This is a genomic window from Asticcacaulis excentricus (assembly GCF_003966695.1).
GTDB classification, from domain to species: domain Bacteria; phylum Pseudomonadota; class Alphaproteobacteria; order Caulobacterales; family Caulobacteraceae; genus Asticcacaulis; species Asticcacaulis excentricus_A.
The window spans coordinates 2,140,949-2,154,838 of record NZ_AP018827.1 but is presented as its reverse complement, the minus strand read 5'-3'; the positions used below and the strand labels follow the sequence as shown (position 1 = coordinate 2,154,838).

10 protein-coding genes and 5 pseudogenes are annotated in these 13,890 nt (G+C 53.8%); 9 read left to right on the top strand and 6 right to left on the bottom strand.

Features of this window, described 5'->3' with window-relative positions:
• Positions 1–192: 192 nt before the first annotated feature.
• Positions 193–345, bottom strand: a pseudogene (locus EM6_RS09980) (transposase); the annotation flags it as partial.
• Positions 346–401: 56 nt separating this feature from the next.
• On the opposite strand from EM6_RS09980, the pseudogene EM6_RS09975 reads away from it, so the two are divergent.
• Positions 402–620, top strand: a pseudogene (locus EM6_RS09975) (helix-turn-helix domain-containing protein); the annotation flags it as partial.
• Positions 621–651: 31 nt separating this feature from the next.
• On the opposite strand, the gene tnpC (EM6_RS09970) reads toward EM6_RS09975, so the two are convergent.
• Positions 652–2,022 (bottom strand): IS66 family transposase, encoded by a 1,371-nt coding sequence (gene tnpC, locus EM6_RS09970; protein ID WP_126422403.1) that lies wholly within the window; start codon positions 2,020–2,022, stop codon positions 652–654.
• A 124-nt stretch (positions 2,023–2,146) separates the two neighbouring features.
• On the opposite strand from tnpC (EM6_RS09970), the pseudogene tnpC (EM6_RS09965) reads away from it, so the two are divergent.
• The 5 genes and pseudogenes from tnpC (EM6_RS09965) to EM6_RS09945 form a co-directional block, all read left to right on the top strand.
• Positions 2,147–2,722: pseudogene (gene tnpC / locus EM6_RS09965) on the top strand (IS66 family transposase); the annotation flags it as partial.
• 140 nt (positions 2,723–2,862) lie between these two features.
• On the top strand, positions 2,863–3,096 hold the full coding sequence (locus EM6_RS17240; RefSeq protein WP_145987683.1) for a DapH/DapD/GlmU-related protein: 234 nt from the start codon (positions 2,863–2,865) through the stop codon (positions 3,094–3,096).
• Between the two features lie 171 nt (positions 3,097–3,267).
• The gene (locus tag EM6_RS09955) at positions 3,268–4,053 is read left to right on the top strand and encodes a hypothetical protein (protein WP_126422402.1); all 786 of its coding nucleotides are present in this window, start codon (positions 3,268–3,270) and stop codon (positions 4,051–4,053) included.
• Positions 4,054–4,119: 66 nt separating this feature from the next.
• On the top strand, positions 4,120–4,983 hold the full coding sequence (locus EM6_RS09950; protein ID WP_126422400.1) for a glycosyltransferase family 2 protein: 864 nt from the start codon (positions 4,120–4,122) through the stop codon (positions 4,981–4,983).
• A gap of 100 nt (positions 4,984–5,083) precedes the next feature.
• Positions 5,084–7,255 (top strand): glycosyltransferase family 2 protein, encoded by a 2,172-nt coding sequence (locus tag EM6_RS09945; protein ID WP_126422398.1) that lies wholly within the window; start codon positions 5,084–5,086, stop codon positions 7,253–7,255.
• Here EM6_RS09945 and EM6_RS09940 read toward each other — a convergent pair.
• A complete protein-coding gene (locus tag EM6_RS09940; protein WP_172961183.1) occupies positions 7,252–8,019 on the bottom strand; it encodes a cytidylyltransferase domain-containing protein in 768 nt (255 codons plus the stop codon). The two genes, EM6_RS09945 and EM6_RS09940, sit on opposite strands and share 4 nt — an antisense overlap.
• Before the next feature lie 231 nt (positions 8,020–8,250).
• Between EM6_RS09940 and EM6_RS09935 the strand changes: the two genes are divergently transcribed.
• Positions 8,251–9,807: an ISL3 family transposase gene (locus EM6_RS09935; RefSeq protein ID WP_126422394.1), complete on the top strand. Its 1,557-nt coding sequence runs from the start codon at positions 8,251–8,253 to the stop codon at positions 9,805–9,807.
• A gap of 51 nt (positions 9,808–9,858) precedes the next feature.
• Here EM6_RS09935 and EM6_RS09930 read toward each other — a convergent pair.
• The 3 genes and pseudogenes from EM6_RS09930 to EM6_RS09920 form a co-directional block, all read right to left on the bottom strand.
• Positions 9,859–10,329, bottom strand: a pseudogene (locus EM6_RS09930) (helix-turn-helix domain-containing protein); the annotation flags it as partial.
• Positions 10,330–10,542: 213 nt separating this feature from the next.
• Complete coding sequence (locus EM6_RS09925) at positions 10,543–11,484, bottom strand: glycosyltransferase family 61 protein (RefSeq protein ID WP_172961181.1); 942 nt, start codon at positions 11,482–11,484, stop codon at positions 10,543–10,545.
• 202 nt (positions 11,485–11,686) lie between these two features.
• Positions 11,687–12,761 (bottom strand): IS630 family transposase gene (locus EM6_RS09920; RefSeq protein ID WP_420000732.1). Its coding sequence is split into 2 segments (ribosomal slippage): positions 11,687–12,278 and positions 12,277–12,761, totalling 1,077 coding nucleotides; the frame shifts between segments, so codons are not numbered across the junction.
• A 141-nt stretch (positions 12,762–12,902) separates the two neighbouring features.
• Here EM6_RS09920 and EM6_RS17480 point away from each other — a divergent pair.
• Both EM6_RS17480 and EM6_RS17750 read left to right on the top strand, forming a co-directional pair.
• A pseudogene (locus EM6_RS17480) lies at positions 12,903–12,992 on the top strand (IS5/IS1182 family transposase); the annotation flags it as partial.
• Between the two features lie 356 nt (positions 12,993–13,348).
• The gene (locus EM6_RS17750) at positions 13,349–13,864 is read left to right on the top strand and encodes a transposase family protein (RefSeq protein WP_197723573.1); all 516 of its coding nucleotides are present in this window, start codon (positions 13,349–13,351) and stop codon (positions 13,862–13,864) included.
• Positions 13,865–13,890 lie beyond the last annotated feature (26 nt).

Here is a 13,890-nt window from a genome sequence, read left to right as displayed (position 1 = left end):
ACTACTGTGTGGCGTGCAAGCCCTAACCCGGATCATTCATCGTAACGGCGTTCGCCCTTCCGTTCAGGTCGGCCTTTTCACAGACGCGTTTGTTCGCGTCGTGTTTTCCGCCACGCGCTGGGTTTGATTTTTCTCCGATGGGGTTGATGGTGATGGCGGCGGTTTCGGGGGTATAGCCCCGTCGTTCATGCGGGCGGGTTTGAGGGACGCCATTATATGGCGCAAGAGCGAAGCCTCCGGGCAAGCCGCGGCGAAGGCAATCCTTACGCGATGTGCGGTCTCTTTGATCCGTGCCCCGATCTTCAGAAGGCGCAAGCGGATGGTATTGAACTCAGCGGTCGCTAGTGTACTGACACATTCATAGGATTCACAAGACGGCTCGGGTGTGCGAGTTTGGCTGCATGTCCCAAACCGTATCCGTTATCGTTTCCGCTGAAGACCAGGCGCGGCTGGCCGCGATTATCGCCGACAGAAGCCGGCCGCTCAAGCACATCCTGCGGGCCAAGATCGTCCTTTACTCGGCCGATCGGCTGACGGCGCTGGAGGTCTCGCGGCGGGCAGAAGTCAGTCGGCCCGCAGTGTGGCGTTGGCAGCGACATTACGCCGAAGGTGGCGTGGAGCGGTAATTGCTCACGTGGTTGGCGTGCGAGGCTACGCGACGGTGAAGTTTCCGTCGACGAGGACGCGGATCGCGGCGTAAGGCATCAGGCCGCGTAGGCGTGCAGTGCCTGTGATTGAGCGATATCCCGCGTGTATGTCGGCGCCCCATTGTGAGCGGAAGCCGTTTGTCACTTTTCGGAAGATGACCGACGGTCTGATCTCTCGCTCGGAGACATTGTTGGTGGGTGGCACCCTGGGATCGGTCATGAAGACAAAGAACTTGGTCCGCCACGCCTTAATTTGCTTTTTCAGAGAGGCCCCGGCCGGATGGGCCGTTGGAATGGCGAGGATTGTATCGAGTTTGTCGTCTGCCTTGGCTGCATAGGCGCGAAGGGTTCCATCTTTCAGGTCCCCGCTTCGATGTCCAACGCGGATACACCATCGCAGATGGTCGCGTATTTTCGGGGCAAAGACCATGTCGCCGCGGTCGATGGCATATTGTACGTCGCGAAGAACGTGGGCCAGACAGACCTGGTGATTTTTGGCGAGTTCCTGCTGACCGGCATAGCGGTCGCTGATCCAAACGTCCGGATAATGGCCCGCCATCACTTCTTGCGGAACGGACTTGGCTCGGCTCGGCGCGATCTTATGAAGGACCGCCTTGTCCGAGGTGAAGCTCCATTGCCATTGGGTGACACCGCTGACGCGCGTCGTGGTTTCGTCGGACGCGACGACGCGGGCGGTTCGCAGTTGAGCGGCAATAGCCTCGCAAGCCGTTGCCATCTTGCCTTCAAGGCCCTTGAAGATGTTGGTCAAACCGCCTTCGGATATCTTCAGGCCGAACAGTTCTCCCATGACGCGCGACAGCCGCTCAAAACTGACATGGTGAGAATGGTGCAAATAGGTGACCAGCGAACGGATTCCAGGACCAAACGGTGAGCCGGTGGGCATCGAGGCGGGCGGGGCAGCGCGGAAACGCCGACCGCATCCGCAACGCCCGCCCATGAGTTCGACCCGCGTAACTACGGGGCGTATCGGCGGCAGCTCGATATGGTCGTAGCGACACCGAATGTGCTGGGAAAGCCGTGACACATCGGCATGGCAGTGGCGACACTCAGAAGCATACACGCGCTCTATCCGATCAGGATCGTCGGCCAGCCGGCGCGAAACGCCCGGACGCGATGGGCGTGGCTTCTTAGCCCCGCCACCCGGCCGGTTCGGCTTACCAGGGCCGTCGCTTGAAGGCGGCTGATGCGAGTTCTTCGAAGCCTTCCGCGTCTTGCCGCCGCGCCGCTCAAGGTCATTCAGCCGCCGGACCAATTCCTCGATCATAGCCCCTTGCTGGCGCAGCAGATCAGCTTGCTCTGCAATCAGCGCGTCTTTTTCTTTATCCGAAAGAGGACGAAGCGGAGGACGAATCATGACCCCATGGATTCAGAACCCGATTCATCGCGCAACCCAAAATCCGCCAACCACGGGAGCAATTACCAATTATGAGGTTTTTGCGGGTGTCCAGCTTGAAAAGGCCCCGGATGCCAATGCGGGCATCCAGCTCGCCGGGTGCTGGGCGCATGTCCGCAGGAAGTTTTATGACCTGCATGCCAACAACAGCTCGGCCGTAGCCACCCAGACGGTTGAGATCATGTCTGCACTCTGGCACCATGAAGACAAAGTGCGTGGCCAGTCGCCGGAAGCGCGGACTGCCTACCGCCTGAAGCATGCCAAGGCCATAGTCGAGGAGCTCTTCCAGCTCTGGGAAAAGACCTCGTCGCAGATCTCTCAGAAATCATCCCTGGCAAAGGCTATCGACTATGCCCTGCCTCGTCGCAAGGTGCTGGAGCGGTTCCTTTATGACGGGCGTATCGAGCTGGACTCCAATATCGTCGAACGCGCCATCAGGCCTCAGACCATAACGCGGAAGAACAGCCTGTTCGCGGGCTCAGACGGCGGTGGCCGGACGTGGGCTATCATCGCGTCGCTTATCCAGACGGCCAGGATGAACGGGGTCAATCCGCAGGCCTGGCTGACACAGACCCTTCAGCGCATAGCAGACGGCTGGACTGTCACTCGTCTCGACGAACTCATGCCTTGGAATTTTAAGCCAGATCAAACCGGTGACTGATCCACGAAAACATTAGATCCGCAATACGGGGGCGTGTTTACGCTTACTTTAAAGATAGGGGGGCTTTGCTCTATAGCGCCTCGTGTGTAACCATTGCCTTAGGGAATCACCTTCGCCCCTTTTGGACTCTGAATGACTGGATGCAGGACTGGCCCGGTGCGTCTGAAGAACCGGATCACGCGACCAATGGGGATGTGGTGATCGGATCGGATGTGTGGATTGCCTCAGGGGTGTTTATCGCTTACGGGGTCATAGTGGGTGATGGGGCTGTTATTGCGGCCGGCAGTGTCGTAACCAAGGATGTGCCGCCTTACGCGATCGTCGGTGGAAATACGGCGCCTTTAATCCGTTATCGCTTTGACGAAAAAACGTGAGCGCGCCTGTTGAAACTGAAATGGTGGAATTGGCCGGTTGAGAAAATAAATCGCAATTTGCCGCTTATGCTCAGTGATGATATTGAAACCTTTTTACAAAATGCGAAATGAATTTTAAGTTGTCTTTAGATCGTGCGCCCGTGCTGCGCTGTCCGCCTCAAGGAGTATCTCTTGTCGTCTAATATGAGACTCGCGCTTTCCAGGATCAAGCGCAAGGTGTTGGGCCACGGCCTTCTTACCGAACAAAACCATACACTTATTGCGACCAGCGGCCAGTTCGATGTCGATTTCTACAAGGCGCAGCTCAAGGCGAAGGACGAAACACTGGGGAGGTTCGATCCGGTCGGTCATTACCTCGTCAAAGGGGCTTTGCGCGGCTTTGATCCCTCAGAGAGCTTTTCGACCTCAGCCTACAAGGCTGAGCAGGGTCTGGGGGTCGATGCTAATCCCCTATTGCACTTCATTCGCTACACGCTAAAGAGACTAAAAAACGACGGCGATTTTGATCCGGTCTATTATGCGTATCAAAATCCGGATGTGGCCCATGCCTATGTGGATATGGCCTGGCATTTTCTCAGTATTGGCGCGCGTGAAGGTCGTCGGCCTTCGGAAGCAATGAGTGCGGCGGCGCTGTGTCAGAAACTCAACTGGCGCCTGCCATCCCCGGATGAGCCGGTTAGCGTGGAACAAGAGATTGTTGTGGGTCCGATCGTTGAAACCGTACGGCGTGAAATCGACGCGGACTATTATTTATCAGCCTATCCTGACGTTGCCCACGCCGGCATAGACCCCGCTGAACATTATGTGCGTCATGGTGCCGATGAAGGGCGCAATCCCTGCACATGGTTTAATACCAAGGCTTATCTGGATGCCTATCCGGATGTTCGGCATGCGGGGGTCAACCCGTTCTTTCACTATATAACCGCGGGACGGGCAGAAGGGCGAAAGCTAGGTTGAGAGACGCACTCATACTATCTATATACACCCTGAATGTGGACAGTCTCGGTCTGACGGGAAGCCCTGATGCGTTTGTTTAAGAGGTCAACCTTGTCGGCCAAAAGTGCAGTATGTCTGATCGCTAAGAATGAAGGCCCCTATCTTCTCGAATGGATCGCTTATCATCGGGTGTTGGGATTTGATCAGATTATTGTTTATAATAACAATTCTACGGATCAGTCTGCAGAAGTGCTCGAAAAGCTGGCTGCGGCGGGTATCATTACCTATCGCTTTTGGCCGCATGGAGCGCATGGCTCCCCGCAGATTGCGGCCTATATGGATGCACTGAAGCGTTCTGAAGCCGAATGGATGCTGTTCATCGATGCCGATGAGTTTCTGGTTCTTCACCAGCACCCTAATGTGAACGCCTTCTTGGCCTCTTTTGAGGTCAATGGGAATATCGACGCCATTTGTTTCAACTGGCGCATCTTTGGCGACTCCCATATGCCGCGTTCGGATGGCCGTCCGGTCATTGAGCGGTTTACCTGGGCTGCGCCCGAAGATTTTGGCGTCAATGCGCACCTGAAGAGCTTTATCAAGACGGCGCGCCAACGGGGGGTTGTGCATATGCACCTGTGTGACGTTATCGGCGACAAGGTCTATTCATCGGGACGGGCGCTGGAAATGGAGCAGTGGGGCGTTTCCAAAGATATTGATACCACTGTGGCGCAGGTCAATCACTACTACACCAAAACACTCGAAGAATATCAGATCAAAAAAGCCCGCGGGCAGGCAGGTTGTGGTGAAAACGAGCATGATCTTAAGTACAACTGGTATCATGATGAAGCTTTTCATGGTCATAATCGAAATGACGAACAGGAGCTGTCTATTCAGAAGTATGTGGCTGCTGTAAAAGAAGAAATGTTAAAATTGTCAGCCGTTTTCGCCTAGAGTAGTTTTTGTCTTATTGAAAAAGCTGCATTATATTTAAATTATTTGGGCCTTGCGCCCATTTTCAATTTTCTGAATACGTTCGCGCGCGGAGATTCTTATGGACGTTGCGGTCACAGACGAACCTGCCAAACAGGATGTGCCCCGCTCACTCTGGAGCCGGATTTTGTTTGCTGTGCAGCATATGTTTGTGCGTGCGCAGGATTACTTGTCTAGTGGTTTTGACGCGCGTCGCCGACATATTCACATTTCCGGGCGTGTCTTTGATGAAGCTTGGTATCTGGAAAACAACGCAGATGTGGCCGGTTACGACGGGTCATTCGAACAGCATTTTTTCCTGCATGGCATTGATGAAGGCCGTAAAGCGCGTTTTTTTGATTCACACTGGTATTATCGCAACCACAAAGACTCTGGTTTGTTGCGCATGGATGCCTGGACCCACTATTGCCGTTTCGGCATCCATGAAAACCGCGCGGCTAGGTTTTTATACATTCATGGCGGTGTGGAGCGTCCGATCAATCGGAACTATGGCGATTGGGTCTGGCAGTTCGACACGCTGAATGACCGCAAGGTGCAAAATCTGCACGGCTTACGCCTGACGCTTGGGCTCAGTCAAAAGTTTAGTGTTGTGGCGGCCATCAGTGACAGCGACTCGCCGGAATTGATCCGACGTGTGGTTAAGGCCATCAAAGACCAGATATACGAGACGTTTGAAGCCATTCTGGCCGTGACCCCCGCCGCACGATCCATCGTCGAAGGGGAATTGAAAGGCGATAAGCGCTTCACACTGATCAACACCTCTGGCACAGAGGCCGAAAGTTACAGCAAATTGCTGGAGGCGGCGAAAACCGACCATGTCGCCTTCATGCGGTCTTGCGACATACTCGATCCGGCCGCCTTGGTGTGGGTGGCTTATGGTCTGCATGAAAGACCGCAGGCTCAGGTCTTCTATGCGGATGAAGATCGCATGGACACAGAAGACATGCGCAAAGATCCCTATTTCAAGCCGGACTTCAATTACGAGCTGTTTTTGACCCATAATATGCTGGGTGGGTTTACCGTTTATCGCCGCGATCTGATCGAAGCCGTGGGTGGCATTGATCCGGAGGCGGGCGACGATGCGCTTTATGACCTGGCCCTGAGAGTTTATGAGCAAAGGGGAGGGGACGCCTTTGTTCATATACCGCGTGTTCTCAACCATGTGCGAGGGCGCGCAGTCTATCGAGAGGCGCAGGTCGCTACGGTCAACCGGCATCTGAAGCGCTTACGCAAATCGGCGGAGGTTATGAAGGCGCCGGAGCTTGAAGGCTATAATCGCGTGCGCTATGCCCTGCCTAAGCGTCTGCCCAAGGTGAGCATACTGATACCCACACGCGACAAGGCCGAATTGCTGCGGTTTTGTCTGGGCTCTTTGCTGGAAAAGACAAGCTACACCAATTACGAAGTTATCATCATTGATAACGGATCGGTTGAGCCCGAAACCTTTGCCTATTTTGAAGAGGTCAAGGCCGACAAAAGGGTCCGGGTCATTCGTGATGAGCGTCCGTTCAATTTCTCACAGTTGAACAACAAGGGCGTAGCCCAGGCTAAGGGCAGCTATGTCTGCCTGATGAACAACGATATCGAAATCCTGACGCCAGACTGGCTGGAAGAAATGGTGTCCTTCGCCCAGCAGCCGGATGTCGGCTGTGTGGGGGCGCGCCTATGGTATCCCGACGACACCTTGCAGCATGGTGGGGTGTTGATTGGCTTCTTCGACGTCGCTGGCCATATGCACAAACATATCAAGCGCGGAGAAACGGGCTATGCGAATCGCGCGTCTCTGCATCAGTCCCTGAGCGCGGTGACCGCGGCGGTTCTGCTTATTCGTAAGGAGACCTACAACGCCGTAGGCGGCCTTGATGAGGGGCTTGCCGTGGCCTTCAATGACGTGGATTTCTGTCTCAGGGTCCGGGATGCCGGTTACCGCAATATCTACACGCCTTATGCCGAGATGTACCACCACGAATCGGCCTCGCGCGGTGCGGAGGATTCACCTGAAAAGAAGGCGCGTGAGCAGCGTGAAATCCAGACGATCAAGACCCGCTACGGCCAGTCGATGCGCCGGTGCCCGGCCTTCAGTCCGAACCTTTCCCTGACCTCGGAAGATATGTCGTTTGCCTTCCCGCCGCGCGTGCCAACGGTCGAGGACATTCTCATCGACCTGCGCAAGCGAGGAGGCGATGTGTTGGACGAAAAGCCCGTGACCTCCCTCGTAACGATCAACAGCTAACTCGTTAGGGTTGATCTTGGGTTCATCAATTGGTTGTAAAGAAGTTGAGCGATTAGAAACTCTTCGTGCGTATCTATATCCAGTCCTTCGGTAAAGGATATCGAGTGGAAATATGGCATATCCCCGAGGATATAACGATTTTCGGCCATGGTGCGTTTGCGTATGAGGCTGGCGGCAAGGTTCAACTGGTAGACAGGCTTGGTACCTTGTGTGTACGTGTGCCACGGCCCCCATTTGTGGTTTATGGGTAAATAGTCCGAATTAAGCATGAAGTGGTGGTGTTCTGTTACTGTACTGCAAGAGTCGTAACCCGGATTATTCTTTAACGCTTCAATCAATCCGTTAAAGTTTTTGAAAAGTGGATTGGTGACATGCAGCCACATCAGAAACGCGTCATCTTCCGCAGGAACGCTGAGGGCAACACCTTTTATGACCTCACCCCAGGGTGTGAGTGGGTCGCAAAAGTAGGGATCGCGCTTTATAAATTTTATATTGTACTTTTTTGAAATTAATTCAGCTTCTTCGGCATCACTTGAAACAAAAACATCCGAAAATACACCCGAAGAAATACATTGTTGAATTTTTATCTCCAACAACGACAGCCCTTTATAAAAATCGATAAAATTTTTCCTTTTTATACGATTTGATTTTTCCTTTACTGGAATAATGGCATATACTTTTTCCATGTAATCTCCTCTATTTTTGTAATTGCTCACGTGGTTGGCGGATTTTGGGTTGCGCGATGAATCGGGTTCTGAATCCATGGGGTCATGATTCGTCCTCCGCTTCGTCCTCTTTCGGATAAAGAAAAAGACGCGCTGATTGCAGAGCAAGCTGGACACCCGCAAAAACCTCATGAATTGATGGCGGCATAACACGCTGTTCGGATGCGGCGGTGTTTCGGCGGTGTCAACCGGCGTGGAAAAGGGGCTCTGACTCAATTTTGATGCAGTTAGGGCGTCGGCTGGCTTTGGTTTCACCTGAGAATCAACGTCATGCAAAACGCCCTCAAACCTTCCAACCTCGTCCCCGCCGGCTTCGAGGTCGTTAACGCGGTGACCGACGGTGCTGCCACCGTTGTCACGGTGCGCGCGACGAACAGGGGCAGCGCTTGTCCATGCTGCGGTTCATTATCCGAACGTGTCCGCAGCCGGTATTGTCGCCGTGTCGGTGATTTGCCACTGGCTGGGCGGCCGGTGCGCCTTCTTGTTTCGGCGCGTCGCTTTCAGTGCGACTTCGTCTCATGCAAGCGACGCATCTTTACCGAGCGGTACGATAGTGCGATCCTGGTCCCATGGGCACGCCGGACAGCTCGGCTCGACTATGTCGTTCACCAACTCGGCTTGGCATTGGGAGGCCGCCCGGCCGCCAGTTTTGCCTCGCGCCTGATGGTTCCGGTGAGCAACGATACATTGCTGCGCGTCGTTCGACGGCGAAGCGGAAAGGCATTTGCACCTCCAAGCGTAATCGGCATTGACGACTGGGCTTGGCGTCGCAATCAGCGCTACGGGACGATTATTTGTGACCTGGAACGACGGCGACCAATCCGACTTCTTCCCGACAGAGAGCCGGCAACGGCTGAGGCGTGGCTCGGTGGCCAACCGCAAATTACCATTGTCGCCCGGGATCGCGGCGGCGGTTACGGCGGGGCCGTGGCCAAGGCGCTACCCCAAGCGACACAAGTGGCGGATCGCTGGCATCTGATGGAGAATGCCAGCCAGGCATTCAGGGATGCCGTGCGGAAATCTATGCGCCAGGTCCGGGCGGCAATAGGCGCAACTGTAATCAATGCGGACTTGCTCACCTCGGCTGAACGGCTCCAATACGAAGGCTACCTTCGACGTGAAGATACCAACGCCACGATCCTTAAACAGTCGGAAAGCGGAGCTTCGATCCGGGAGATTTCCCGGGTTACCGGTCATAGCCGCGGTATGGTCAGGAAAATCTTGCGGGGCCAACGTTCGGACATTTTTCGCGTTCGTGAAAGCTCCCTTGAACTACACTTGCCATGGCTGGATGAACAATGGGTGGCCGGCCATCGAAATGGTGCCGAGCTTTGGCGACGTCTCAAAGCCTTAGGCTTCCAAGGTTCAATGCGGGTCGTTACCGAGTGGGCGACAAGGCGGCGACGTTCGGAAAAGGCCGACGCTGAAAGCTTACAGCGTGTTCCGTCGGCGAGGACCATTGCCAGGCTAATGACAGTGGGCCGAGATACCTTGTCGAAAGCGGAAACCTTGCTCGTCGCGGCTATCGAAGGCGGCGTTCCGTCACTTGTCGAAGCACGCGACCTTGTTGCGAAATTCCACACCATGATCCGCAAAAAGGCCATGGCTGAACTCGACCCCTGGGTCGAGCAAGCAAAAGCCAGCCTGATCACCTCGTTCGCTAACGGCGTAGCCAGGGACCGGGCGGCAGTTAGCGCGGCGATCTCCTCATCATGGTCCAACGGCCAGACAGAGGGACAGATCACTAAACTGAAGCTCGTGAAGCGCCAGATGTACGGCCGCGCCAAGATCGATCTTCTTCAGGCGCGGTTGGTGGATGTTTATTGAACCCGTTTGCACCAAAATTGCGTCAGAGCCCTTTTTGCACGCCGGTCTACATTCGACCTTCTCGGCGAAGGCAGGGTCCTTGGAACGCTTGAAAGTATGCAGTCGGTGGGGCTGAAGGTCGTGCGCTTCCCAGATGCGCTGAATGGTTCGAAGCGACAGGCCCGAAGCCTTGGCCATGGCTCGGCCGGTCCAGTGGGTGACTTCACCGGGCGGCTCCGAGCAAGTCATCGCCACGATCTTGGCCACGGTCACTAAGGGGACGGCTTGCCGGCCTGGCTTGCGGCTACCTTCGCGCAACAGCCGCTCCACGCCACCTTCGGCGTAATGTCGCTGCCAACGCCACACTGCGGGCCGACTGACTTCTGCCCGCCGCGAGACCTCCAGCGCCGTCAGCCGATCGGCCGAGTAAAGGACGATCTTGGCCCGCAGGATGTGCTTGAGCGGCCGGCTTCTGTCGGCGATAATCGCGGCCAGCCGCGCCTGGTCTTCAGCGGAAACGATAACGGATACGGTTTGGGACATGCAGCCAAACTCGCACACCCGAGCCGTCTTGTGAATCCTATGAATGTGTCAGTACACTAGAAACCCAGTGAGTCATCCTATCCCGCCAAACGCCAATGGTTTTTGCGAGTGTCCAGAATCAGTGCTCGAAAGATAAATCAATACACTGATAAGGTTTGAAGCCCAAATCGCCAACCATCTGTACAACTATCCATAAATCAAAAAAATAATATCTCAGGTGTAGGTTTCCCAATCTTCTCTATATTGACGTTCGACTTCATTGTAATTGAAGGGAGGGTAGGAAGAATTAATTAATCCAATATTTCGCAATTCTCGCAAAACCTTTTCTGGATCAATTAGAAAAGGTCCGCGCTGGCCATACGTTGGCAGAAGATTATTACTTGCGTCTATGTAAAGTGAATTGTGCCCCAGCATTTCATCAGCACATTTAAAGGCCATAAGTGTGTGCGGCGTTCCTCGCGTACGCTCTATATATATCGGCCGCTTTCCCTCATTAGAAAAAAGTAAATTGTGCATAGCACTCCCCAATACCCCGCAGTATATATTCGATGAGTTAAATATAGATATTTGATCTGATAATGAATGCATTTCTGGATGAACAATATTCCATCCGTTATATTTTAAAACACCTTCTAAATATTGCTCACCATGGATTTTTCTGTTATTAAATTTTGTTCTTGAAACATAAACAGGTGCACTTTTATCTAATCCGTCAAATGCATTTAATTGTGCAGACGAAATATGTTTAAAAACGTTCAACTGTTCTAAAACATAGTTTGGATTCCCAAGTTCAAAACCGGCCCTAGGAACAATCACGTTTTCAAAACGTAAAGGGCGATCAATAAGTAAGACATCCTCTGAATTTACACCTAATTTATTTAGAAAGAACTTATTCATATCGGACAACTCGCGAATTCCTGGAATAGTATTAAATACCGGTCTAATTTTTTCGCCAGAATAAAACAAATACCAAAACCGCGATAGCGACTCGGTTAAAAAATGGCCGAAATGATCGTGATATAAAAACCCAGCATAAAAGACAGTTCCAGGCACCTTTTCAGCCGCTCCTTCGTAATCAGCTCCAAAGGTGATGGGAAAAGTGACGCCGCGCATTAACGACGACAGGCCTACAAAACGCCCTGTGTCATCGTACACCCCTCCTTCCCATTCTGCGTTAGGTTGAAGGTTTAGTTCCGCACGGCGCTGATCTGATAGCCGTGTAAGGGGAGTTATCAATCCGTTCCGTACAGATAGGTACGTGGGTGGCAATATCATTTTTTACTTCTCTGCATTTCACAATATCCAATTCATACACCATACAAAATGGATGTCATCATTAACTGAATGGTTCCCAGGCTCATACCAACCTGCATTGATTAGTACTCTTGTGTCCATTCCCGCAATCCGAGGGACATGACATGATGCGCCAAGGTTGTTCGACAAGCTTGTTCCATGCCGCACAGCAGTGGTCGACGATGTCGTCATAGGAAGTGAAGATGCGGTTGGACAGCCAGTTGTCGCGCATGAACTGCCAGACGTTTTCCTGTGGGTTAAGCTCTGGCGCTTTGGCAGGTAATGGTAACAGCGTGATGTTCGATGGAATTTCGAGCTTCTGAGAGGTATGCCAGCCGGCTCGATCAAGGATGAGGACAGCATGACATCCCTTGTCCACGCAGGCGCTGATTTCGTCGAGATGCTGCTTCATGGCAAAGCTGTCGCAGAAGGGCATAACGATACCAGCGGCCTTTCCTTTACGCGGACAAATCGCACCGAAGATATAGGCCCATTTCGTGCGTTGGTCTTTTGGAGCCGATGGTCGCGTGCCCCGCTTGGCCCACCTTCGAGTGATCTTGTTCTTCTGCCCGATGCGGGCCTCATCCTGAAACCACAACTCGATTTGTGTGCCTTTCGGTAGGTGTGATCGGATTTCCGCGATTTGCGTCGGGAGTTTTTTTAAAATCTTCGAGAGCGTATTCATTCTGCCCGTGATGTTTGGGGCGCGCGGACAGCTTGCGGTAGCCCAGGCCCTTCAAAAGACGGCCAAGCGTTGTCTCACAGACAGCGATACCATATTCGTCATAAACCCAACCGGCCAGATCGATGAGACGCCACCGAACAACGCCATGGATGGCGGGAATGGGACCACTTTCAACCATCCGAACCAATGCCTCTCGCTGCTCGGCATTCAGCTTGGGGCTCGCTCCTTTCGCTTTCCGGTTCAAAAGCCCGTCAGGGCCATGCTCATTGAACCGCTCAACCCAATCCCGAATGATCTGTACGGTGACATCAGCCATCTTCGCCGCGTCCATGCGCCGGCTACCGTCGTATATGGACGCCAACGCCAGCAAGCGTCGAATTTGCTTCGCATCCCCGCTTCCCCGCGCCAAGGCACGCAATGACGCGCCATCATAATCTGTTCGAAGCTTCAACATGCCCGATACCTCCGGGCACAAGGGAATCACTGTTTGCGGATTTTCAAACTCACGTTTGAGTCATCGTCTGCCCAGGTTGGTATCAGGACCTATTAAAAAATGAGGCGGACTGATTCACTTGCCGCATGGAGGTGTGTGGCGATGAGTGATTTGTTTCTGTTGAGCGAGGCACAGATGCGCCGCATTGAGCCCTTTTTCCCATTATCACATGGGGTTGCGAGGGTTGATGACTGTTACCACACTTCAAACCTCTACAGGGAGCGCCCGAATGAACATCCATAAGAATGCCCGATTGACGCCTTTGCGTCGAGAGTCTGGGTTTCCAAAGGCCTCGGTTTTTGGCTACCTTACCGCTATTCAGGCACCGGTAAGGTGCACAAATCAACCCAATTCGGGGCGCGCCTCGGTCAGGGTGACGGCTTTCAGGCTTGTAGATCGGCGTGCAAAAAGGGCTCTAACTCAAATTTGATGCAGTTAGGGCGTCGGCTGGCTTTGGTTTCACCTGAGAATCAACGTCATGCAAAACGCCCTCAAACCTTCCAACCTCGTCCCCGCCGGCTTCGAGGTCGTTAACGCGGTGACCGAAGGTGCTGCCACCATTGTCACGGTGCGCGACGAACAGGGGCAGCGCTTGTCCATGCTGCGGTTCATTATCCGAACGTGTCCGCAGCCGGTATTGTCGCCGTGTCGGTGATTTACCACTGGCTGGGCGGCTGGTGCGCCTTTTTGTTTCGGCGCGTCGCTTTCAGTGCGACTTCGTCTCATGCAAGCGACGCATCTTTACCGAGCGGTACGATAGTGCGGTCCTGGTCCCATGGGCACGCCGGACAGCTCGGCTCGACTATGTCGTTCACCAACTCGGCTTGGCATTGGGAGGCCGACCGGCCGCCAGTTTTACCTCGCGCTTGATGGTTCCGGTGAGCAATGATACATTGCTGCGCGTCGTTCGACGGCGAAGCCTAAAGGCATTTGTACCTCCAAGCGTAATCGGCATTGACGACTGGGCTTGGCATCGCAATCAGCGCTACGGGACGATTATTTGTGACCTGGAACGACGGCGACCAATCCGACTTCTTCCCGACAGAGAGCCGGCAACGGCTTAGGCGTGGCTAGGTGGCCAACCGCAAAT